Consider the following 20,170-nt stretch of genomic DNA (forward strand, 5'->3'; position numbering starts at 1 on the left):
TGCTGCCCGCATCACCACCTCCAGCCGCGCGGTATGGCGTACCTGCGGCGGCTGCGGCCTGGCTTCCCCGCTACCGCCCGGCGCCGACAAGTGCCCAGGCTGCGACCGACTTACCAGCCCGGACTCCCCGCCGTCGCTGGACGGCTGGGACCTCGCCAACCGCTACGCCGTGACCATGGGACGAATCCAGGCGTGGGCAGGTATGCCCTACGTGAACGACGCCGACCGTCTCGCCAACATCCGCAAGTTCCTCGCCGAGCTCGAAGCCTTCCACGCCCACAGCGGAAGGCGGCCGAAGGATGCCGCTGATCAACGTCATCCGGGGCGAGGCCATCCCCACCGCGCCCTTCACCGTACGAACGCCGGTGATGCGGCTGCCGATCTGGCTGCTCGTGCTGTGGCAGGCGGCCAAAGCGCTGTTCTGGCTGGCCGTGGCCTACGTCCGGTTCTGGTACGTGACCCTGCCGGCCACCTTGCTGACCTGGCTGTACGCCCAGTTCAGTTGGCAGGGACCGGTCTCGTTGACCGGCGGCACGGCAGTCGTCGGGGCAGCGTGGTGGTTCGGGCATCGGCCGTCCTGCCAGCGATTCGGCTGGTGGCCGGTCCTCGCGAAGTGGCGCCGATTCCTGTACCGCCGGCGGTGGAACGCGGCCATGGTCACCGCGAAACTCTCCGTCTCCTACGACGGACACACCATCATCCCGGTCCTCAAACGGGTCCGGTGCCGGGCCGGGTCCGACGTTGTGCTTGTGCGGATGGTGACCGGGCAGATCCCCGACGACTTCGCCAAAGCCTCCGAACGACTCGCGCAGACATTCGGGGTCCGACAGGTCAAAGCCATGGCCGGCACCACCTTCGGCACCGTGGTCCTGGTCCTGCTGCGCGGCGACACTCTCCACAAGACGGTCGCGCCGATGGCCGTCACCGGCACTCCCGACTTCACCGCACTCACTCTCGGCGTCCAGGAAGACGGGGCGCCATACGAGCTACGACTGTTCGGCACGCAGATCCTCATCGTCGGGGCGACCGGCTCCGGCAAGGGCTCGGTCATCTGGTCCCTCGTCCGATCACTGGCCGGCGGCGCAGGAACCGGACTCGTACAGCTCTGGGGACTGGATCCCAAGGGCGGCATGGAACTGGGCATCGGCTGGCCCATGTTCACCCGGTTCGCATCTCAGGACTTCACTGAAATGGCGGAGATGCTCGAACAGGCCGCCAAGATGGCTCAGGATCGTGCCTCCCGGCTGGCCGGCGAAACCCGGCAACACACCCCCACCTTGGACGACCCGCTGATCGTCCTGTTCATCGACGAACTGGCAAACCTGACCGCCTACCTCACCGAACGCCAACTCAAGGACCGGATCAAAGCTGCGCTCGGCATCGTCCTGACCCAAGGCCGGGCGGTCGGCGTCCACGTGGTCGCCGCGATCCAGGACCCGCGCAAGGAAGTCCTCCCGGCACGCGGGCTGTTCCCGACCCGGATCGGACTACGCCTGTCCGAACCCGGTGAGGTCGACATGGTCCTCGGCGACGGCATGCGTGACCGCGGTGCCCTGTGCGACCGCATCCCGCAAACCCAACCCGGCATCGGCTACGTCGCACTGGAAGGCGACCCGACACCCATGCGGGTCCGGTTCTCCTACCTCGACGACGACAACATCCGCGACATGGCCCACCTCTACGGTCGCCACCGCGTCATCGAAGGGGAGGAAGCATGACCGAGCGCACCGACCGCCTCGAATCCGTCGCCCTGGTCCTCATCCTCGTCACCGTCGCGGTCGCATCCGGGTGGGCCTCGTTCACCCACGTCCACGACTGGACCATGCGCCACGCCCCCACCGGCACACCGGACGCATTCGGCTGGGTCAACGCCGTCATCAGCGAACTCGTCCCCGTCGCCGCGTTCCTCGTCATCCGCCGACGCCGCCGGGCCGGATCCTCGATCGGGTACCCCCTCACCCTGCTGATCGCTGCCGCCGCCCTGTCACTCGCCGCGCAACTCGCCGTCGCACAACCGAGCCCGTCCGGCTGGCTGCTCTCCGCCGTACCAGCGCTGGCATTCATGGGCCTAGTCAAGCTCGTGCTGACCATGCCAACTGCCGCCACCGCACTTCCGATCGACGCCACCGACGACGCTCCGGCCGCCGACCACCCGGCCGTCACCGCACAGGTCGTGAAGCCGGCTACGGCGGTGGTCCCGGTCCCGGCTGGGGCGTTCACCCGGATGGAGGTCACGCGATGACCGCACCTGTCGACACCGCCCCTCGGCCCGGATCACGGGCCGCGCGCCTGGCTCTACCTCGTGCCGTGGACGCGCTCAAGCAACTGGCCACCGATCACGGCGTTTGTATCCGCCCGATCGCGTTACGCCGCACCGATCTGACCACCGGACAGACCGAACTCATCGACCTGCCCTGCGGCGCCACCCTCGAAGCCAAATGCCCACCCTGCGCCAAACGCGCCCGCCGGCTACGGCAAGTCCAGATCCGCGAGGGCTGGCACCGCACAGACGAACCCCTGCCCCCGCCGGCCGCCGCGACCGACAATCAGAAAGCACTGATCAGCCTGCGGGCGCACTTCGAGTACTACCGGGCCGCCGCTGAACGCGACGCCGAATGGGATCAGGTCGGCGACCTCGATGAAGCGATCGCCGAGGTGGAGGAAGCCATCGCGGCCGAAGGACTTCGAGGCCGAATCGCCCCTCCGCACAACAGCGAGGACGACGACCAGACCGACGACCGACCCCGCCGGGTCCGATCCACCAAGCGCCGCCAGGACGTCCCGGAGCTGCCTCGGCAGAAAGTTCAGCCGCGCACGGTCGGCCGGACCTACACCGGCACGGACGGAAGGGTTCATCAGCCGTCGATGTGGCTGACGCTGACCCTCGACACCTACGGCCCGGTCCACTCCATCCCCGCCGGACGACCGTGTGCCTGCCGCCGCCGGCATACCGACGACGACCCGGTCTTGGGGACGCCGGTCAACCCCAAAACGTACGACTACCGGCGGGCGGCCTGGGACGCCGTGCACTTCCCCCGGCTGCTCGACCGGTACTGGCAGAACCTACGCCGCGCGGTCGGCTGGAACGTCCAATACGCAGGCTGCGTCGAGCCACAACGCCGCCTCGCCCCGCACGCGCACTTCGCCATCCGGGGCACCGTCGCGCGGGCCATGCTCGAAAGGGTCGCCGCCGCCACCTACCACCAGGTGTGGTGGCCGGCCGCCGACACCATCCGCTACACCCCCGACCGCCGGCCGATCTGGGACAGCGAACGAGAAACCTGGGTCGACCCGGACACCCGCGAGCCGCTGCCGCCGTGGGCTGAGGCCCTGGACCAGGTCGACGACGACCCCGATGCCGAACCCGCCCACGTGGCCAGGTTCGGGCCGCAGGTCAAGGCCAAAGGCGTCGACCAAGGCGCGCAAGACGTCGACCGGACGATCGGCTACATCACCAAATACGTCACCAAAAGCGCGGCGGACTGCCACACCACCACCAGCGACCTCCAACGCGAACACCTCGACCGGTTCTGGGCAGAGCTGCGCGTCACGCCATGCTCGGACCGGTGCTCCAACTGGCTGCTCTACGGCGTCCAGCCCAAGAAGGCCCATGGCCGGCTCTACGCCGGGCACTGCAAGGGCCGGGTCCACCAGAAGACAACCCTCGGCATCGGCGGCCGACGCGTGCTCGTCTCCCGCGACTGGTCCGGCAAGACCCTGGCCGACCACCGCGCCGACGCGCACGCATGGGTCAAAGCACTGCTCGGCGTCAGCGACGACACCGCGACCGCGCCGCCGACCAACCCGGACGCGGCAAAACCGTCACCGTTCGCGTGGGAGATGGCCCGACCCGGCGACCCTGACCTACCCCCGCTCGAACACCGGCTCCTACGGATGGTCAGCCAACGCATCCAACGCAGAGGACAACTCGACGCGGCCCGAAGACGTGTCTCGGCAACAGAACTGACCACAACCGACCGAGAGGAGAACCGCTGTGCATGACGAGCTATTGACGGTCGCGGAGCTGGCCCTGGTCCTCAAGGTGGAAGTGCGCTTCGTGCGCCGCCTGGTCGCCGAGCGGCGTATCCCGTTCACCAAGGTCGGTAAGTACGTGCGGTTCTACCGCCACGACGTCGACGCGTTCATCGCCGGAGGCCGGGTGGAGCCGATCATCGTGTCGTGGAGCGGTGGAAGGGCGGTGGCGTGATGAGCAAACGTCGCTTCGGCAAGGTTCGCAAGCTTCCCTCCGGCCGCTGGCAGGCATCCTTCATCAACCCGGCCGGGGTGAGGCAGAACGCCCCACACACGTTCAAGACGAGAACCGACGCGAGTCGCTGGCTCACGTTGGTAGAGGCGGACATCTCCCGTGGAACGTGGCTCGACGAGCGGGCGGCGTCGGAAACGTTCGGCAACTTCGCTCGGGCGGTGCTGCGCGACAGCCCGACAATCGGGGTGCGGTGGCGGGAGACCTGCGAACGGAACATGCGCCTGCACCTCGCTCCCCTGCTCGACATGCCGCTCCGCGCAGTCTCGCCCACCCAGGTTCGGGAGTGGCATGCGGCGGCGCTGCGCGGCAAAGGCGGCAAGACGTCGATCTCTCAGTCGTACCGGTTCCTGCGCATGGTCATGAACGTCGCGGTCCGGGAGGGGCTCATTGCTCGCAACCCGTGCCAGATTCCTAGCGCCGGTGTCGTACGTGCGGCGGAACGGCCGGTCGCCACCCCCGCGCAGATCCTGGAGCTGGTGGAGGCGATCACGCCTCGATACCGAACCGCGGTATTGATCGCAGCTTGGTGCGGGCTGCGACGCGGTGAGATAGCCGGCCTTCGGGTGGCGGACGTCGACCTGGTCGAGCACACCATCACGGTTCGCAAGAACCGGGTGGAGCCGTTGCACGACCGTCAGAGGGCCCACGACAAGGACCCGAAGACTGAGGCGGGCAAGCGGACCATCACTATCCCGCCGCACGTAATACCTGTGGTGCGGCTTCACCTGGACGAGTACGCGGGCAAAGATCGCCTGTTCATCAGCCGGGACGGATCTCCCCTGCGCGGAAACACCCTGTATCAGGCGTTCGTGCGCGCACGTCGTCGGTCCGAACTTAACAAGTTAACTTTCCACGACCTGCGGCACACCGGACAGACGTTGGCCGCACAGACAGGCGCCACCTTGGCCGACTTGATGAAGCGGCTCGGGCACTCGTCGATGGTGGCGGCGCGGCGTTATCTCCACGCCGTGGATGGTCGGGACAGGGAGATCGCAAACGCGCTGTCCGCGCTCGCGGCGCATGGTGACGCTGCCCGTCTTCCACATTCGATCACCGTGACGGGAGCGTGATGGTATGCCGTTGAAGGTGCGGCAGATCATTCGGCTGATCGAAGCGGACGGGTGGGAGTGGGTCACCACGCGCGGCAGTCACCGGCAGTACAAGCATCCGACGAAACCGGGCCGGGTCACCATCGCCGGCAAGCCAAGCAAGGACTTGCCGCCGGGCCTGGAGCGAAGCATCCTGAGACAAGCTGGTCTGACAGGGGGCACTCAGTGAGCGCATACGCAGTGATTATCGAACGCGCTGAGGACGGCGGCTTCGGTGCCTGGTCTCCGGACCTCCCCGGCTGCGTCGCACTCGGCGACTCCCGCGAGGATGCGTTGGCCGAGATGCGAGAGGCCATCGCCTTCCACCTGGACGGTCTACGGGAGGCCGGTGAACCCGTGCCGGCACCCACGGCGGAAGCGGTGGATTTGTTCGCGGCATGAGGCACGGCGCGCCTGAGGTGCACGTTGAGTGCATGTGGGCCGTGATCACCCACTCTGAGCTGCACAGATAACCCTGACTGAAAATCGGAAGGTCGGCGGTTCGACCCCGCCCCTGGCCACTCAAGCCTCTCGCCGGGCTTTGAGCATCGCCCACCAGCGGAAACGCCGGTGGGCGTTTTGCTTTCCGGAGATAGCCCGCCCACCGTGCGCCACCTTCCGATCGTGGTATTTGCTCACGTCGTAGCTCCACGCCTTGGCGCCGGACGGCTGGGTTGGTGAGTCTTCCCAGATCGCGAGCTGCTGGCAATGGCGGGCACATGGCCAGCGGGAATCGGGCCAGCCGTTGTGGCTTGGACCGAACCGCCGCCGGCGGCCGCGGTAACGCGCGAGCACGAGTTCTGCTAGGACGTCGCACCTACGGTCACCGGGGTGATTGCCGTCTTCCAGCCGGCACCGATTCCCGTCCCATAGCTTCCCGGCGCGCCCTGCGGAATCAACACACCCTAGGCGGAACAGCCGGCGCCGACTCCCTCAAGACCTTCCTGCCGGATGATCACTGAGATGACCCGGACCGGGAAGTTGTTGGGGTTGTGGACGATGCCCTTCGCTCCGACCGTTTCGCCGGGCAGCAGCGGGGCCGTGACGCCGATGTTGTCGACGGTCAGGTTCTGGAGCTGGGTCGCCGCGACGTCGGCGTCACCGGAACCGTAGAGGGTGACCGCTGCCCAGGCGGCGGTGCCGGCGACCGCGACACCGAGGGTGGCGCCGAGGACGGCCCACTCTGCAACCTTGCGCACTACCTGCACTCGGCGCGCAGATGTCGGCGGCCATCGAAAGGTCTAATCCGAACGAGGCGTCGGCCGGGCCGGAGCATGATCATGTACTCGGACGGGCACTAGTGGGTATGGCCATTCTGAGTGCGCAGGTTCCTCCGCCGATGACCGAGCTGCAGCGGTGGGTGCTGGAGAGCGCCGCGCAGCTGAAGACGTTGCGGGCTTCGCTGCATGTGGTCATTGCCGGTGGGGTGCTGCCGGCCGAGACGCCGCTGGACGAGGTTCCCGAGAAGATGGTGCTGGTGGCGACCGAGCTTGCCACCAATGCTCTGCGGCACGGGTTGCCGCCGACCACCGTCCGGCTGGGGCGGGCCGGGGACCGGTTCGTGCTGGATGTGACCGATCATGCTCCGCAGGTGGTTCCGGAGTACAGCGAGGACCGGGAGCTGGGGCTCGGCGGGCTGGGGTTGCAGCTGGCCAAGCAGTTCTCGCTCGATCTCGGCTGGTATGCCGATGGTGACACCAAGCATGTGTGGGCGGAGTTCCCGGCTCCTCGCTGATCTACGATCGCCTGACTACGGAAGAGGTGCCCTTGACCGAGCCGAGTTTCCAGATTGCCCGGGAGGCCGGCGTTGTCAGGCTGGCCGGCGAGTTTGACATCAACTCCCGGGACGAGCTTCGAGATGCCCTGGTCGCTGCCGTGCGGGAGAGCCCGGACGGCTCTCTTGCGGTGGACTTCTCTGCCACCGAGTTCATGGACAGTGAGGCTCTTGGCGCGCTGATCGAGGGGTTCAACGCCGGGCAGCGGGCCGGGGTGAAGCTGGCGATCGTCGACGCGCGTGGTCTGGTGCGGCGGGTGCTCGACGTCTCCGGGCTGCTGGAGCTGTTCGACTGAGACGCGGTCAGGCGGCCCGGTGGCGCAGCGTGGCCACGGTTGAGCCGGCCAGCGCGAGCAGACAGTCGGGCAGTTGGCCGTCGGCGATGGCCGCGCCGAACAGTGCTTCGCCGGTGGGCACGTCGCCGTTCGCGTAGGCGCTCACGAAGCGGGCCACCCAGCGTTTGTCGTAGCGGGCGTCGTCGATCCCGGGGAATTCCAGGGTCCACGCACCGTTCCGGGGGATGTTCTGCCCGACCATCGTCGCGGCGAGGCACCAGGCGACGTCGTAGGCCCCCACGACCCCCGAGCGGTCGACGACCGCGTCGAAGGTGCCGAACACCGCGTCGCTGTCGCCGCTGAGTGCGCAGTCCAACACCTGCGCCGCGTCGTCGAATGCGTGCTGTGGTACTTCGGTCACGTCAAGAAAGGTACGCGGATCGGTCAAGAACCTGGTTCCTAAGCTCCTCGAAGCAGGCAGGTGATCCGGGCCGTGCAGACCCGGGCGCCGTCCTCGTCCGTGACGACGATCTCGTACGTGACAGCGGTGCGGCCGCGGTGCACCGGGGTGGCCACGCCGGTGATGACCCCGGAGCGTACGGCCTTGTGGTGGGTGGCGTTGATGTCGACGCCGACGGCGAACGGCCGGTCCACGCTCTGCCCGTGCAGCACCGCGCCGACCGAGCCGAGGGTCTCGGCGAGCACGCAGGAGGCGCCGCCGTGCAGCAGGCCGTAGGGCTGGGTGTTGCCGGCCACCGGCATGGTCGCGACCACCCGTTCGGCGCTCGCCTCGGTGATCTCGATGCCCATGCGCTCGCCGAGCGCGCCGCCGTTGATGGAGAGGCCGGTAGTCACGTCGGGCAATGTTACCGGCGAGTTCGGGTGTTTGTCGCGAGTGTGGCAATGGGCACCTAGGTTGGTGGAGCACGATCCCCCGTCGAGCAAGGAGACAGACCACATGAGCGACCCTCAGGAGATCGTCCAGACCCGTGGGGACGACCGCGTCGACCTCCTCGCGACCGACACCAACGGTGACGGCAAGCCGGACGTCTGGGTTTCCGACACCGACGGCGACGGCAAGGCCGACCTGTTCCAGTTCGACACGGACGGCGACGGCAAGGTCGACATCACGATGGTCGACCTCGATGAGGACGGCACCCCGGATCTGATCGTGGACGGCGACGGCGGCCACCCGCCGACGGTCTGAGCCGGCCGACGGTCTGAGCCATTCGGGGGTCAGCCGCCACCGAGGCTGCTGACCACCGCCCAGAGGACAGCGACGGCGAGGGCCGTGGAGAAGACCGCGGAAGCGGTACGCCGCCACGGCCCTTTGCCTTCGGGAACGACGCCTTCCGGGTGCCCCAGGCGCTGAAGGGCCCGGCGTTGCCCGCGCACGTCGTAGCTCCAGGGGCTGAGGTCGGTGGTGCCCCGGCTCAGTTCGACCGCGAGCCGGGCCTGGGAGTGCTGGAGCCGGCGCACCGCGGCCCACGCCCGCCAGCCGGCCCGGGCCCGGGCGTGTGATCGGGCGCTGGCCCGCCGCGCGCCGGTCCGGAGCGCGTCCAGCTCGGCCGGTGTGATCAGTTCCGTGTCGTCCAGCGTGGCCAGCTGGGCGGTGTAATAGTCGGCTTCCCGGTCGTGGGCGGCCCGGACCAGCATCCAGATCAGGATCAGCGGCGGCAGGCCTTTGAGGATCAGGACCGCGAGGAGGGCGACCGCGCCGTTGCCGAGGCCGTCGCGCAGCAGGGGCGAGTTCCACAGCACGTGCGAGGCCCAGGCGCCGAGGACGGCCAGGGCCGCGGCGCCGATGCGGGTCCGGAGCCGGCGGTCCCCGCGGACGACGAGGTATCCGATGCCGGCTCCGGCGAGCGCCCCGAACAGGGTGTGGCTCCAGACCCCGGAGAGGAGTCCGCGCAGCAGGAACGTGGTGATGACCGGCTCGATGTCGTCGCCGCGGCCGGCCAGCGCGACCGCGCCCATCGCGTACACGATGTCCTCGACGATCTGGAATCCGAGGCCGACCATCGCGCCGTACACGACGCCGTCGAGCACGCTGTTGATCTGGTCCCGGGCGATCAGCACGATGGCGACCACGCCGAGCACCTTGGCCAGTTCCTCGACGGTCGGCCCGGCGAGCGCGGCACCCCAGTCGGCGGCCAGGTGCGGCGAGCCGACCTTGGCGATGATGTCGTCGAGGGCGGCGCTTCCGGTGATCGACACGGAGGTGGCCACGAGACCGCCCCAGGCGAACGCGATCGCCATCAGGGACGGCGGCTCCCGTTCCAGGAAGTCGAGTTCCGAGACCACGAACCAGAACGGGACGGCGAGCAGGGCGAAGAGCAGCGTCGCGGTGGTCAGTGCGATCGGATACGTGCCGGCATAGCGCACGGTTATGAACGACATCCGTACGCCACCCACGGCCACCACCGCGAGCACCACCCAGAACGCGGGGGTGCGCAGGAGCCCGAGGCCGCGTCCGCCCCCGGGTTGCACAGGTGCGGTCCGCTCACTGCGCATCCGGGGCTCTGCGGTCATTCGGTGCGCTCACGGGCGTACCGAAGGGTTCGGGTGCTGGTGTCGATGACCCGCAGCGTGTGACCGAGATCGAGATCCGCTCCGCTGACGGTGACCTCGATGGTGTGGCCGTCCGCGATGAAGACGGCATACCGGCCACCGCGGCCGGGACCGCTGTAACCGCCCTGGCGTCCTTCCAGCCCGTCGACCGCGGTGATCGTCAGTTCGGAGCCGGTGACCTGGTAACCGGAGGTGCCGGTGATCCGTTGACGTAACCGGGTCGCCGCGTCCTGCAGTGTGCCGTCGAACTGCCGGACGGTGATGAGATAGCGGACCGGGCCGAGCCGGAACAGCACCGATCCGTTGTCCTGCGCGGGACGGGTCTCGGTGACGTCGATGCGCGCGCCGGGCGGAGGGACCACGGTTACCCCACCCCCGATGGTGTACGGGCGATCGTCGCGCACCGGCCGTTCGGAGGGCAGCGCGTGGTTGAGGGCGGGCAGTCCGATGGCGAGCCCGCTGAGCGCACCGACCACGCCACACGCACCGAGGAGATTCATCAGCTGACGCCGAGTAACCTTCCTCATCCCCCATACGCTAACCGCCAGTGGCCGCGTACTCCCGGTCGAGGACTTTTTGTCTCTTTACTCCGAATGTTCACGAACATCGGAAGGCGGCACGAACGAGGTCAGCCAGACGCCGTTCGCGCTGCGGTGGAACACGCACCCGGCCGCCACCATCGCGGCCGTGTCGATCACGAGAACGACCACCTCGGCGGATCTCCGGCGACCGACGGCGGTCGCGGTCCGGACATCGGGCGACAGGTGTACGTGATGCCGGCTCCCCGGCCGCAGCCCGTCCCGGAGGATCGACGCGAGGTTCCGGCGGGGCGTGCCGTGGAACAGCGCCGCGGGCGGATCGGCGGGGAGCAGCCCGAGATCGACCTCGACCCGGCGGGAGTGCCCCTGGCTCGCCCGGATCCGCTCGACGCCGTCCGGTCCGGTGGTCACGGCGAAGCGGGCCTTGTCGTTGCCCGCGACCACCGCGTCGAGCTCCGCCCGGGTGATCCCGAGCGCGGTCAGCAGCTCCGGCACCGGCACCCAGCCGTGGGCGTCGAGCGTGAGGCCGGCGGCCTCGGGACGGTGACGCAGCAGCATGGCCATCCGCCTGCTGACGTTCACCTGTTCCGGAGCTCCATCACCGCGAGGTAGTACGGCTTGTCCTCGATGTCGACCGACGTGAGTCGCCACGGGGTGCCCACCAGCAGCTGTTCGAGCTCGTCCACCGAGCAGACGAGGTAGTCGAACCAGTCGGTGCTCTGCAACCTGTACCGCAGTCGCAGCCGCAGTTGACCGCCGAGCCGGCCGCGCTCGCGGTTACGCCGGTGGTAGCCGACGTGCACCGGATCGGTGGTGCCGTAGGGGTCGGTGCCGTGCGCGATGAGCCGGGCCCCCGGCCGGGCCAGGGTGGCGAGCGCGGCGAGGAACACCGGCGCACGCTCCGGCCCCTCGAGCAGTCCGAGGTTGTTGCCGAGCATGGCGAACGTGTCGTACCGGGTCTCGGCGCGGGCGTACTCGTCGACCGTGGCCAGCACGGTGTCCCGCAGACCACGCTTGCGGGCGACCTCGATCGCACCCGGTGAGATGTCGAGGCCGGTCACCGCCATGCCCCGGCGTTGCAGCTCGAGTGCGGTGCGCCCGGCGCCGCAGCCGATGTCGAGCGTGGCGCCGCGGCACAGGCGCAGCGCACGATGATCGTGCGCGGGCCATTCGTCCGGTTCGGCCAGGTAGTGGTCCGCCGGTGCGCCGTTGATCAGCCCGTCGTCCCGTTCGATGATCTCGATGACCGGGCGGGGCATGCGGCCGCCGGCGAGGGGGCGGGGCCCGATCCCGGTGCGTACCGCGTAGGCGTCCCGGACCATTTCCCCGAAGACGTCACCGATGACTGGTTGATCCATTGTCACTACTCTTGAGGTCCGGCGACGTCGGAGCAACTCACGATTTTTTGCTCCGGAAACGATTAAAGGGGCGATCGCCTTCCCCGGCGTTCGCCCCTTACCTCGGTCCGTCGGTCCGACTGGGTTCAGTCGCCCTGACGCTGCGAGGGGATCTGCCCCTGCAGCAGGGCGCGAACCTCCGACTCCCGGTAGCGACGGTGCCCGCCCAGGGTGCGAATTGCGCTGAGCTTGCCCGCCTTGGCCCACCGGGTGACGGTCTTCGGGTCGACACGGAACATCGACGCCACCTCGGCCGGCGTTAGTAGCGGCTCAGGATCGTGCGTACGCGATGCCATCGGTCACTCCTCCACAGGTACCTAAAGACATCGGCCGGGGTCCCGCCGGCCGGTGTGTGTTTCATGGTCCGGCTAGTCCCCGATGTCCGACATGGGCCGAACGGCCGAACGTCCCTAGATAGACGGTTGAAGCATGCCCGATTTATACGAGTTTTCTACGCCAGAAAGTGTCTTGTTTGGACCGAAAATCACGCTTCGGGGGTCACTCATTACGAAGAGTATTCGCGATGGGAGCGCTTCCAGAGGCAGCGATCCCTGCCCTATCGTCCCGTTTTCGCTGGTCAAAGCTATACGAATGTGAGTCAGTTACAGCGCTCGAGCAGCTGCACCGCGCGCCACCGGGCGACGATCTTCTCGTACGCCTCGGTGGCGTCGTCCGCGTCACCCCGCGACAGCGCCGACAAACCCGCCGCGACCAGGCCGGGAGAGTCGTCGTCGCGCAGCTCGTCGTCGCCGAGCAGACCGGTCAGCCCGCCGTAGTCCAGCTCGACGATCGAGCGCGGGTGGAACTCCTCGAGCCAGCGGGTGCCCTCCTCCACCGCCTCGGTGATCGGCGCGTCCCCCAGCGACTTGCGCAGCACCGAGACCGCCCGGTGAGCGCGCCGGCGGGCCTTCGAGATCTCCGTGCGGTAACGCAGCGTGCGCTTGCCGGTGGAGAGTTCGATCTCCCGCTCCTCCAGGTCGACGAACACGAACCAGCGCAGCGGCACACCCCAGGTGGCGACCTGCTCGTGCACCCGCGGCACCCCGTGCTCCAGCACCTTGGCCCCGCTGCGCCAGTCGTCGACGATCGCCTTCGCCTGCCCGGCCAGCACCGGCGGCACAAAAGCGTCCGCCAGCACGCTCGGCACGCCGTCCCGGGCGTTCAGCGCGGCCTCGGCGACCCGCAGCCGCAGGTTCCAGGGACAGACCAGCAGGGTGTCACCCCACTCCAGCACGTACGCCTCGTCGGGCAGATCCGGCAGGCGGGTCCACCCGGCACCGAGCGCCTCGAGCACCGCGGTGCGCTGCCAGACCGGGCCCTCCACAGGCCCCAGAGCACGGCCCTCGCGTGCGTAGCGCCGCCAGAAAACCTGGCGCTCCCGGTCGAAGGCGGTCAGTGGCTCGTAAACCCGCAGGTACGACGCGAACAGTGACGGCACGGCGCGATCCTTTCACGAAATCGCCGCCGATTGACTTCCCCAGCGGCGCCAATCGGCCTTCACCCTGCGGCACTAGGCTCTTCGTGAGGTCCGGCATACCCCGCTGGACCCAGGTCGAGAGCCTCACAAGGGCCACCCCACACACCTCGGGAGAGAACAGTCATGGGCGTGTTCGTAAGCAACGACGGCGTGGACGCCGCCGGGCACGAGCAGGTCGTCTTCTGCCAGGACCGGCACACCGGCCTGAAGGCGATCATCGGTATCTACTCGACGGCCCTCGGGCCCGCGCTGGGCGGGACGCGGTTCTACCCGTACGAGAGCGAGGAGGCCGCTGTCACCGACGCGCTCAACCTCTCGCGCGGGATGGCGTACAAAAATGCCCTGGCCGGGCTGGACCTGGGCGGTGGCAAGGCGGTCATCTGGGGCGACCCGGCGCTGGACAAGACCGAGGCGCTGCTGCGGGCGTACGGGCGCTTCGTGGAGTCGCTGAACGGGCGCTATTACACCGCGTGCGACGTCGGCACGTACGTCCCCGACATGGACGTCATCGCCCGCGAGACGCGCTACGTAACCGGGCGCAGCGTGGAGCACGGCGGCGCCGGCGACTCCTCGGTGCTCACCGCCTGGGGCGTCTTCCAGGGTATGCGCGCCGCGGCCCAGCACACCTGGGGCAGCCCGACGCTGTCCGGCCGCCGGGTCGGGATCGCCGGTCTCGGCAAGGTCGGCAAGTACCTCGCGGGTCACCTGATCGAGGACGGCGCCGCGGTGGTCGCCACCGACGTCAACCCGGCCGCGCTGGACTGGGCCCGCACCACCCACCCGCAGATCGATCTCGTCGCGGACACCCGGGCGCTCATCACCAGCGACATCGACGTGTACGCCCCGTGCGCCCTGGGCGGCGCGCTTGACGACGACACCGTGCCGGTGCTCCGCGCCAAGATCGTGGCGGGCGGTGCCAACAACCAGCTGGCCCATCCCGGCATCGAGAAGCTGCTGGAGGACCGCGGCATCCTGTACACGCCGGACTACCTGCTGAACGCCGGGGGCGTGATCCAGGTGGCCGACGAGATCGAGGGCTTCAACTTCGAACGCGCCAAGCTGCGCGCCACGAAGATTTTCGACACCACGACGCAGATCCTGCGCCTCGCCGACGACGAGGGCGTGCCCCCCGCGGTCGCCGCCGATCGCCTCGCGGAACGCCGGATGGCCGAAGTGGGACGGCTCCGCAGTATCTACCTGGGTTGAGGCTTTTGTACGCCGTCGTGCGTCCGGTCCGAGACGAGCCGCGACGCGCGATGGTGGTACACGTAACCCGAGGTGCCGAAGGCGGCATCGTCCATGTACCGTAAGACCCACGAGAGATGCCTGACGTCATCGGGGCCCGCCTTCGGGCTGCCCCGAATTCTGTGCGAGGGGGTCGAGCCATGGGGCGCGGCCGTGCTAAGGCCAAGCAGACAAAGGTGGCCCGGGAGTTGAAGTATCACTCCCCGAACACCGACCTCACCGCCTTGCAGCGCGAACTGGCTGGTGCTGGTGGTAAGTCTGATCACCGCTTCGACGACGAGAGCGACGAGCTTGTCGACGATGACGATGATGACGACGACGCGGACGACGAACAGGACCGCTGGTCGCCTTCGAGGCATTGACCCGCGTGACCCGTATTGCGTAGAGCACGCGGTTCTCCGCGTGCTCCCGTATGTTGCGGTCGTCCCGGAATGACCATGATGCCCACGCGGCTTGCCCACGTGGGTGTCGTGGCCTGCCCGTAGGCGGATCCACTCCCCCGCTCCGGACGCCATCCCGCGACGCCCTTCCGTTTGCCCGGAAGGCCGCTGCCGGTGGACGTCCGTTGCTTTGTGGACCCCTTCGGGCCGGGACCCCGTACGGGTCGCGATCCTGTTCGCCATCGCCGCGGTGGGTGCTCCGTGGGCGGCCTCAGCCACCCACGCGATGAATGCTGCCCAGACTCAGCGGGGGCGGTTGTTCCAGTTGTAGAACGTCGGGATGTTCTCGAAGTGGTTCCAGGCGCAGACCGCCGAGCCGTCCGCCGGGGTCTCCGCACGCCGCTTGCGGGCCTCCTCGGCCTCTTCGAGCAGCGTCGCCAGTCCCTCGCTGGTCTCGCGCACCCGGGCCGTCACCGGGTCGATGTCAGACAACCGTGGGCTGGTGGTCTCGGGCCTGGTGGTCTCGGGCATGGTCCAGCACTCCCTCGAGTAGGCGAATCTTGCTGTTGCGGCAGTGGTCCGTCGTGGTGATGTCGAACCGCCCTTGCTCGAAGTAGCGGTTGGCCGCGTGGGCGCCGCCGCAGAAGCCGAAATAGGGGCACTGGGCCCGGCACGCCTCGACCCCGTCCAGGAACTCACGGATCCACGGGGTCCCGACCGCCCCGGCCAGGATCTCCCCCAGCGGGGTCGTCAGCACGTTACCGCTGCTGAAGTCGCCGTAACGGGGGTCGGAGAAGCCGGCCAGCTCAGGTGAGAGCAAGACCACAGCGCCGTCGTGGGCCACGGTGGGGATCGGATCCAGGCGACGGGGCAGGAGGTCGTCCGCCGTGCCGTCCAGCACCGCCGCCGCGTACCGCAGGGACCATTCGATCTCGCGGAGGTGGATCCGGGGATCGCTCCGCCAGGCGCTGACCAGCTCGGCCCAGAACGCGGTGACGTCGCGCTCGGGGTGATCGTTGGCCCGGGTGTTGACGCCCTCGAGTTCCTCGACGTTGATGCCGAGCACGTCGCAGCCCAGCTCGAGGAAGTATGCGTAGAGCTCGGTGGCCAGCCCCGGGAACGGGCGGCCGACCACGCAGAGTGCCGAGAACGGGATGTCGTGCCGGCGCAGCGCCTCGACCCCGCGCAGGATCCGCGCATAAGCCGGCTTGTCACCACGGGTGACCCGCTCGCTGTTGCGGGCCTCGGGGCCGTCGACGCTCACGCTGACCCGGATGCCGTGCTCGACGAAGAACTCGCACCACGCGTCGTCGATCAGCGTCGCGTTGGTCTGCACGTGGTGCTCGACATCGCTCGCGAACGGCGCGAGCAGGGCCGCGAAGTGCTCCCGGCCGGCGGCGAGCGGCTCGCCGCCGTGCCACACCACCGAGAACCGGCCGGTGGCGGACCAGGTGTTCACGGACGCGGCGACCGCCTCGGCCACCGCCACCGGCATCTTCTGATCGAGCTTCCGCAACGGTAGGTAACAGTAAGAGCAGTCAAGATTGCACAGCGTGGTCGGCTGCATGACGACATAGGTCGGCACCGTGGCGATGCCGCGCATGCCGCTCCAGGGCTTCCCCATGGTCACCTCCCCGTAGTCGTCGGTGAGGCCAGGCTAAGTGCCGACGTCCACCCCGGTCTGCCCCGGCCCCGTCCACCGGTAGGGAAAATCACCAATGACCATCGATAGACATGAATCATTTCACAGCCGGTGCCGCAACGACACCGGCCCGCCCGGCCACAGCCCCGAGGGACCGGACCGGACGGGCCGGTGGAAGCGAACTGGCGATCAGCCGCGGGTGTACTGGCCCACCATCTGGACCTGGCCGCTGCCCTCGATGACCTCGCCGACCTGCCACGCCTCGACACCACGACCGGTGAGATAGGCCATCGCACGGTCGGCGTCGTCGGACGCCACCACGGCGAACATGCCCACGCCCATGTTGAACGTGGCTTCCATCTCGCTGTCCTCGATGCGGCCCTTCGCCTGGATCAGGTCGAAGATCGGCTGCGGGCGCCACGAGGAACGGTCCACCACGGCATCCAGGTGCTCCGGGAGGACCCGGTTGAGGTTGCCGGGGATCCCGCCGCCGGTGACGTGGCAGAACGCGTGCACCTCGGTCTCCTCGATCAGGCCCAGGCAGTCCTTGGCGTAGATCTTGGTGGGGGTCAGCAGCTCCTCACCGAGGGTCCGCTGTCCGCCGAAGTCGTCGACCACGGTCTCCAGGCGCATCCGGCCCACGCCCAGCAGGACGTGGCGCACCAGCGAGAAGCCGTTGGAGTGCAGCCCGGAGGAGCGCATCGCGATCACCGCGTCGCCGAGCTCCACCTTGTGGGCGCCGAGGATCTCGCTCTCCTCGACCACACCGACGCCGGTCGCGGACACGTCGTACTCGTCCGGGCGCATCACACCGGGGTGCTCGGCCGTCTCGCCGCCCAGCAGCGCGCAGCCCGCGTACCGGCAGCCGTCCGCGATGCCGGCGCCGATCTCGGCGACCTTGTCCGGCACGACCTCGCCGCAGGCGATGTAGTCGAGCAGGAAGAGCGGCTCGGCACCACAGGCGACCAGGTCGTCGACGACCATGGCGACCAGGTCGATGCCGATCGTGTCGTGGATGTTGAGCTGCTGGGCGATGACCAGCTTGGTGCCGACGCCGTCGGTGGACGACGCGAGGACCGGGCTCTTGTACTTCTGCGCGTTCAGCTTGAACAGGCCGGCGAAACCACCCAGATCACCCATGACCTCGGGGCGGACGGTCCGCTTGACCTTCGACTTGAGCAGCTCGACGGCCCGGTCGCCGGCTTCGATGGAGACGCCCGCAGCCGCGTACGTCGCCGTGCGCTTGCGGCCGGAGCTGCCCGCCTGCCACGGCTGGCGGTCGGCGCCTTCGGCACCGTTGGATCCGGCACTGTTGCGCTCGGACACGTGCGTCACGGTTCTCCCCTTTTGGTGATGGTGCTGCAGGCGGCTGCGCCGCTCATGTGAAACGTCGCGGTCGAGCCTAAGGCCGGTGGCCTGCTGACACTACGGCTGGCCACCGGTTAGGTACGTATGGTTGGCGTTACGGGCGGTGCAGGGCGTCGACGCCGCCCGGGCTGCCCACCAGCGGCTGGGCATCGCTGCGCTCACCCTCGGTGTACTGCTCGTCCTCGTAGCTCTTCTCGAGGCCGGCCACCGCGGCGCTGGTCCGGGCCGGCGTGGCGTCGGGCATCGCGGCCCGCTTGCCGACGCTCTCCAGCAGGTGCTTGCCGATCAGGTGCCCGGCCGGCAGCTCGATCGGGTACTGCCCGTCGAAACAGGCCATGCAGAGCCGCGTCTTGGGCTGCTCGGTCGCCTGGACGAGACCGTCCAGCGAGACGTACCCCAGGCTGTCGGCGCCGATCGAGCGCCGGATGCCGTCGATCTCGAGGCCGTTGGCGATCAGCTCGGCCCGGGTGGCGAAGTCGATGCCGTAGAAACACGGCCACTTCACCGGCGGGGACGAGATGCGTACGTGCACCTCGAGCGCCCCGGCCTCGCGAAGCATCCGGATCTGGGCGCGCTGGGTGTTGCCGCGCACGATCGAGTCGTCGATCACCACGATGCGCTTGCCCCGGACGACCTCGCGCAACGGGTTGAGCTTGAGCCTGATGCCCAGCTGGCGGAGCGTCTGCGAGGGCTGGATGAAGGTCCGGCCGACGTAGGCGTTCTTCATGAACCCGGCGCTGTACGGAATACCCGCCGCCTCGGCGTAACCGATCGCGGCCGGGATGCCCGACTCCGGGACGCCGATGACCAGGTCGGCCTCGACCGGGAACTCCTTGGCCAGCGTGCGGCCGACCTCGACCCGCGCGGCGTAGATGTTGCGGCCGGCGATCGTGGTGTCGGGGCGGGCCAGGTAGACGTACTCGAAGAGACAGCCCTTGGGCTCCGGCGTCGCGAAACGGCTCGAGCGCAGGCCGTGCTCGTCGATCGCGAGGATCTCGCCGGGCTCCACCTCACGGACGAAGCTGGCACCCACGATGTCGAGCGCGGCGGTCTCGCTCGCCACGGCCCAGCCGCGTTCCATCCGGCCGAGCACCAGGGGGCGGACCCCCTGGGCGTCGCGAGCGGCGTACAGAGTGCCCTCGTCCATGAAGACGAAGCTGAACGCGCCCCGCAGCCGCGGGAGCACCTCCATGGCCGCGGCCTCGACCGAGAGGTCGGGACGGCTGGCCAGCAGCGTGGTCACCATCGCGGTGTCGGAGGTGGCGTCACCCGGGTCGAGACCACGCTCGGCGATCTCCCGCGTCAGGTCCGCGGTGTTGACCAGGTTGCCGTTGTGCGCCAGCGCGATCGTCGTGCCGGCCGTGGTGGCCCGGATCGTCGGCTGGGCGTTCTCCCAGTTGCTGCCACCGGTGGTGGAGTAACGGGTGTGACCGATCGCGAGGTGGCCACGAAGGCTCGCCAGCGTCGGCTCGTCGAAGACCTGGGAGACCAGGCCGATGTCCTTGTACACCACGATGCCGGAGCCGTCACTGACAGCGATGCCGGCAGCTTCCTGGCCGCGGTGCTGCAATGCGAAGAGACCGAAGTAGGTGAGTTTTGCGACCTCTTCCTCCGGAGCCCAGACGCCGAAGACGCCGCAGGCATCCTGGGGTCCGCGGTCCTGGGGGTCGAGATCGTCGGTCAACAGGCCGTCGCCTCGGGGCACTCGCTTGCTCCCTCATGCTGATCTGCTCGAACGTGCACGTCTGGTCCGACCACCCAGTGTACGCGAGCCGACGGGGTATCAGCCCTGGTGCACAGGGAGGTACGGAGTGAGATCGGTGCGTATACCGCTGGCCCGAATCCGCCCCGAATCGACCGCATCGCCCCAGCTCAGGCGCCCCGTAGCCACGAGTAACCAGGTCATCGGATCGGTCTCCACCACATTGGGCGGAGTTCCCCGGGTGTGACGGGGACCCTCGACACACTGAATCGCACCGAAAGGTGGAATCCGGACCTCCACCGATCGGCCGGGAACCGTTCGCGCCAACTCGGCCAGCAGCGCTCGCACAGCGTCACGGAGGTCCGCGCGATCGGGTTCATCACCTCGATCCAGCGCGTCCAACGCGTGGTTCACCGACTCGGATTTATTGTGCGCAGGAGACACG

26 protein-coding genes are annotated in these 20,170 nt (G+C 68.7%); 12 read left to right on the forward strand and 14 right to left on the reverse strand.

Annotated features, from left to right (window positions below; translation table 11 throughout):
- The first annotated feature begins 299 nt into the window (after positions 1–299).
- Genes ACIA6A_RS27640 through ACIA6A_RS27670 form a run of 7 tightly spaced genes read left to right on the forward strand, consistent with a single transcriptional unit; the run spans position 300 to position 5,757 of the window.
- Positions 300–1,718 carry an FtsK/SpoIIIE domain-containing protein gene (locus tag ACIA6A_RS27640; protein ID WP_396100794.1) on the forward strand — a complete coding sequence of 473 codons (1,419 nt, stop codon included), beginning with the start codon at positions 300–302 and terminating at the stop codon, positions 1,716–1,718.
- Positions 1,715–2,242: a DUF2637 domain-containing protein gene (locus tag ACIA6A_RS27645; RefSeq protein ID WP_396100795.1), complete on the forward strand. Its 528-nt coding sequence runs from the start codon at positions 1,715–1,717 to the stop codon at positions 2,240–2,242. The genes ACIA6A_RS27640 and ACIA6A_RS27645 overlap by 4 nt, the downstream gene beginning before the upstream one ends.
- A complete protein-coding gene (locus ACIA6A_RS27650; protein ID WP_396100796.1) occupies positions 2,239–4,002 on the forward strand; it encodes a replication initiator in 1,764 nt (587 codons plus the stop codon). The genes ACIA6A_RS27645 and ACIA6A_RS27650 overlap by 4 nt, the downstream gene beginning before the upstream one ends.
- A complete protein-coding gene (locus ACIA6A_RS27655; RefSeq protein WP_396100797.1) occupies positions 3,995–4,207 on the forward strand; it encodes a helix-turn-helix domain-containing protein in 213 nt (70 codons plus the stop codon). The genes ACIA6A_RS27650 and ACIA6A_RS27655 overlap by 8 nt, the downstream gene beginning before the upstream one ends.
- Positions 4,180–5,337 carry a tyrosine-type recombinase/integrase gene (locus ACIA6A_RS27660; protein WP_396100798.1) on the forward strand — a complete coding sequence of 386 codons (1,158 nt, stop codon included), beginning with the start codon at positions 4,180–4,182 and terminating at the stop codon, positions 5,335–5,337. Before ACIA6A_RS27655 ends, ACIA6A_RS27660 begins: the two co-directional genes overlap by 28 nt.
- A 4-nt stretch (positions 5,338–5,341) precedes the next feature.
- Positions 5,342–5,545, forward strand: coding sequence for a type II toxin-antitoxin system HicA family toxin (locus ACIA6A_RS27665; protein ID WP_396100799.1), 204 nt, complete (start codon positions 5,342–5,344; stop codon positions 5,543–5,545).
- Positions 5,542–5,757: a type II toxin-antitoxin system HicB family antitoxin gene (locus tag ACIA6A_RS27670; protein WP_396100800.1), complete on the forward strand. Its 216-nt coding sequence runs from the start codon at positions 5,542–5,544 to the stop codon at positions 5,755–5,757. The genes ACIA6A_RS27665 and ACIA6A_RS27670 overlap by 4 nt, the downstream gene beginning before the upstream one ends.
- Positions 5,758–6,260: 503 nt before the next feature.
- Here ACIA6A_RS27670 and ACIA6A_RS27675 read toward each other — a convergent pair.
- Complete coding sequence (locus ACIA6A_RS27675) at positions 6,261–6,554, reverse strand: hypothetical protein (protein ID WP_396100801.1); 294 nt, start codon at positions 6,552–6,554, stop codon at positions 6,261–6,263.
- A gap of 140 nt (positions 6,555–6,694) precedes the next feature.
- Between ACIA6A_RS27675 and ACIA6A_RS27680 the strand changes: the two genes are divergently transcribed.
- Both ACIA6A_RS27680 and ACIA6A_RS27685 read left to right on the forward strand, forming a co-directional pair.
- Positions 6,695–7,090 (forward strand): ATP-binding protein, encoded by a 396-nt coding sequence (locus ACIA6A_RS27680; RefSeq protein WP_396100802.1) that lies wholly within the window; start codon positions 6,695–6,697, stop codon positions 7,088–7,090.
- Positions 7,091–7,122: 32 nt separating this feature from the next.
- On the forward strand, positions 7,123–7,425 hold the full coding sequence (locus tag ACIA6A_RS27685) for an STAS domain-containing protein (protein ID WP_396100803.1): 303 nt from the start codon (positions 7,123–7,125) through the stop codon (positions 7,423–7,425).
- Positions 7,426–7,432: 7 nt separating this feature from the next.
- Here the strand turns inward: ACIA6A_RS27685 and ACIA6A_RS27690 are convergent, their stop codons facing one another.
- Positions 7,433–7,825 (reverse strand): hypothetical protein, encoded by a 393-nt coding sequence (locus ACIA6A_RS27690; protein WP_396100805.1) that lies wholly within the window; start codon positions 7,823–7,825, stop codon positions 7,433–7,435.
- Between the two features lie 38 nt (positions 7,826–7,863).
- Complete coding sequence (locus tag ACIA6A_RS27695; protein WP_396101148.1) at positions 7,864–8,214, reverse strand: hotdog fold thioesterase; 351 nt, start codon at positions 8,212–8,214, stop codon at positions 7,864–7,866.
- 148 nt (positions 8,215–8,362) lie between these two features.
- Between ACIA6A_RS27695 and ACIA6A_RS27700 the strand changes: the two genes are divergently transcribed.
- Positions 8,363–8,611 carry a hypothetical protein gene (locus tag ACIA6A_RS27700; RefSeq protein ID WP_396100807.1) on the forward strand — a complete coding sequence of 83 codons (249 nt, stop codon included), beginning with the start codon at positions 8,363–8,365 and terminating at the stop codon, positions 8,609–8,611.
- A 29-nt stretch (positions 8,612–8,640) separates the two neighbouring features.
- Here the strand turns inward: ACIA6A_RS27700 and ACIA6A_RS27705 are convergent, their stop codons facing one another.
- From ACIA6A_RS27705 to ACIA6A_RS27730, 6 genes are all read right to left on the reverse strand, one after another.
- Positions 8,641–9,936 (reverse strand): PrsW family intramembrane metalloprotease, encoded by a 1,296-nt coding sequence (locus ACIA6A_RS27705; RefSeq protein ID WP_396100808.1) that lies wholly within the window; start codon positions 9,934–9,936, stop codon positions 8,641–8,643.
- Positions 9,933–10,502 carry a hypothetical protein gene (locus ACIA6A_RS27710; protein ID WP_396100809.1) on the reverse strand — a complete coding sequence of 190 codons (570 nt, stop codon included), beginning with the start codon at positions 10,500–10,502 and terminating at the stop codon, positions 9,933–9,935. Before ACIA6A_RS27710 ends, ACIA6A_RS27705 begins: the two co-directional genes overlap by 4 nt.
- Positions 10,503–10,559: 57 nt before the next feature.
- Complete coding sequence (locus ACIA6A_RS27715) at positions 10,560–11,078, reverse strand: RNA 2'-phosphotransferase (RefSeq protein WP_396101149.1); 519 nt, start codon at positions 11,076–11,078, stop codon at positions 10,560–10,562.
- A gap of 14 nt (positions 11,079–11,092) precedes the next feature.
- The gene (locus ACIA6A_RS27720) at positions 11,093–11,872 is read right to left on the reverse strand and encodes a class I SAM-dependent methyltransferase (RefSeq protein ID WP_396100810.1); all 780 of its coding nucleotides are present in this window, start codon (positions 11,870–11,872) and stop codon (positions 11,093–11,095) included.
- A 125-nt stretch (positions 11,873–11,997) separates the two neighbouring features.
- Positions 11,998–12,207, reverse strand: coding sequence for a BldC family transcriptional regulator (locus ACIA6A_RS27725; RefSeq protein ID WP_067494190.1), 210 nt, complete (start codon positions 12,205–12,207; stop codon positions 11,998–12,000).
- 302 nt (positions 12,208–12,509) lie between these two features.
- Positions 12,510–13,349: a hypothetical protein gene (locus tag ACIA6A_RS27730; protein ID WP_396100811.1), complete on the reverse strand. Its 840-nt coding sequence runs from the start codon at positions 13,347–13,349 to the stop codon at positions 12,510–12,512.
- A gap of 162 nt (positions 13,350–13,511) precedes the next feature.
- Here ACIA6A_RS27730 and ACIA6A_RS27735 point away from each other — a divergent pair, with 162 nt between their 5' ends.
- Entirely contained in the window at positions 13,512–14,594 is a 1,083-nt protein-coding gene (locus ACIA6A_RS27735; RefSeq protein ID WP_396100812.1) for a Glu/Leu/Phe/Val dehydrogenase, read from the forward strand.
- A gap of 179 nt (positions 14,595–14,773) precedes the next feature.
- Positions 14,774–14,995, forward strand: a complete 222-nt coding sequence (locus ACIA6A_RS27740) for a DUF3073 domain-containing protein (RefSeq protein WP_396100813.1) — start codon at positions 14,774–14,776, stop codon at positions 14,993–14,995.
- Positions 14,996–15,316: 321 nt separating this feature from the next.
- Here ACIA6A_RS27740 and amcA read toward each other — a convergent pair whose 3' ends face one another.
- From amcA to ACIA6A_RS27765, 5 genes are all read right to left on the reverse strand, one after another.
- Complete coding sequence (gene amcA, locus ACIA6A_RS27745; RefSeq protein WP_396100814.1) at positions 15,317–15,544, reverse strand: multiple cyclophane-containing RiPP AmcA; 228 nt, start codon at positions 15,542–15,544, stop codon at positions 15,317–15,319.
- A complete protein-coding gene (amcB, locus tag ACIA6A_RS27750; protein ID WP_396101150.1) occupies positions 15,498–16,616 on the reverse strand; it encodes a cyclophane-forming radical SAM peptide maturase AmcB in 1,119 nt (372 codons plus the stop codon). The genes amcA and amcB overlap by 47 nt, the downstream gene beginning before the upstream one ends.
- A 228-nt stretch (positions 16,617–16,844) precedes the next feature.
- Positions 16,845–17,990, reverse strand: coding sequence for a phosphoribosylformylglycinamidine cyclo-ligase (gene purM / locus ACIA6A_RS27755; RefSeq protein WP_396100815.1), 1,146 nt, complete (start codon positions 17,988–17,990; stop codon positions 16,845–16,847).
- Between the two features lie 127 nt (positions 17,991–18,117).
- Complete coding sequence (purF, locus tag ACIA6A_RS27760; RefSeq protein ID WP_396100816.1) at positions 18,118–19,728, reverse strand: amidophosphoribosyltransferase; 1,611 nt, start codon at positions 19,726–19,728, stop codon at positions 18,118–18,120.
- Positions 19,729–19,806: 78 nt separating this feature from the next.
- Positions 19,807–20,169: a sterol carrier family protein gene (locus ACIA6A_RS27765; RefSeq protein WP_396100817.1), complete on the reverse strand. Its 363-nt coding sequence runs from the start codon at positions 20,167–20,169 to the stop codon at positions 19,807–19,809.
- Between the last annotated feature and the right edge of the window lies 1 nt (position 20,170).

It is taken from the genome of Actinoplanes sp. NPDC051494, from assembly GCF_044454705.1.
GTDB lineage: Bacteria > Actinomycetota > Actinomycetes > Mycobacteriales > Micromonosporaceae > Actinoplanes.

What these genes read in the sequence shown, in the direction of transcription:
- ACIA6A_RS27640 (WP_396100794.1), top strand. Translation starts at nt 300, where the DNA reads ATGCCGCTGATCAACGTCATCCGGGGCGAGGCCATCCCCACCGCGCCC.
- ACIA6A_RS27645 (WP_396100795.1), top strand. Translation starts at nt 1,715, where the DNA reads ATGACCGAGCGCACCGACCGCCTCGAATCCGTCGCCCTGGTCCTCATC.
- ACIA6A_RS27650 (WP_396100796.1), top strand. Translation starts at nt 2,239, where the DNA reads ATGACCGCACCTGTCGACACCGCCCCTCGGCCCGGATCACGGGCCGCG.
- ACIA6A_RS27665 (WP_396100799.1), top strand. Translation starts at nt 5,342, where the DNA reads ATGCCGTTGAAGGTGCGGCAGATCATTCGGCTGATCGAAGCGGACGGG.
- ACIA6A_RS27680 (WP_396100802.1), top strand. Translation starts at nt 6,695, where the DNA reads ATGACCGAGCTGCAGCGGTGGGTGCTGGAGAGCGCCGCGCAGCTGAAG.
- ACIA6A_RS27695 (WP_396101148.1), bottom strand. Translation starts at nt 8,214, where the DNA reads ATGGGCATCGAGATCACCGAGGCGAGCGCCGAACGGGTGGTCGCGACC.
- ACIA6A_RS27700 (WP_396100807.1), top strand. Translation starts at nt 8,363, where the DNA reads ATGAGCGACCCTCAGGAGATCGTCCAGACCCGTGGGGACGACCGCGTC.
- ACIA6A_RS27705 (WP_396100808.1), bottom strand. Translation starts at nt 9,936, where the DNA reads ATGACCGCAGAGCCCCGGATGCGCAGTGAGCGGACCGCACCTGTGCAA.
- ACIA6A_RS27710 (WP_396100809.1), bottom strand. Translation starts at nt 10,502, where the DNA reads ATGAGGAAGGTTACTCGGCGTCAGCTGATGAATCTCCTCGGTGCGTGT.
- ACIA6A_RS27715 (WP_396101149.1), bottom strand. Translation starts at nt 11,078, where the DNA reads ATGGCCATGCTGCTGCGTCACCGTCCCGAGGCCGCCGGCCTCACGCTC.
- ACIA6A_RS27720 (WP_396100810.1), bottom strand. Translation starts at nt 11,872, where the DNA reads ATGGATCAACCAGTCATCGGTGACGTCTTCGGGGAAATGGTCCGGGAC.
- ACIA6A_RS27725 (WP_067494190.1), bottom strand. Translation starts at nt 12,207, where the DNA reads ATGGCATCGCGTACGCACGATCCTGAGCCGCTACTAACGCCGGCCGAG.
- ACIA6A_RS27735 (WP_396100812.1), top strand. Translation starts at nt 13,512, where the DNA reads ATGGGCGTGTTCGTAAGCAACGACGGCGTGGACGCCGCCGGGCACGAG.
- ACIA6A_RS27740 (WP_396100813.1), top strand. Translation starts at nt 14,774, where the DNA reads ATGGGGCGCGGCCGTGCTAAGGCCAAGCAGACAAAGGTGGCCCGGGAG.
- amcA (WP_396100814.1), bottom strand. Translation starts at nt 15,544, where the DNA reads ATGCCCGAGACCACCAGGCCCGAGACCACCAGCCCACGGTTGTCTGAC.
- amcB (WP_396101150.1), bottom strand. Translation starts at nt 16,616, where the DNA reads ATGCGCGGCATCGCCACGGTGCCGACCTATGTCGTCATGCAGCCGACC.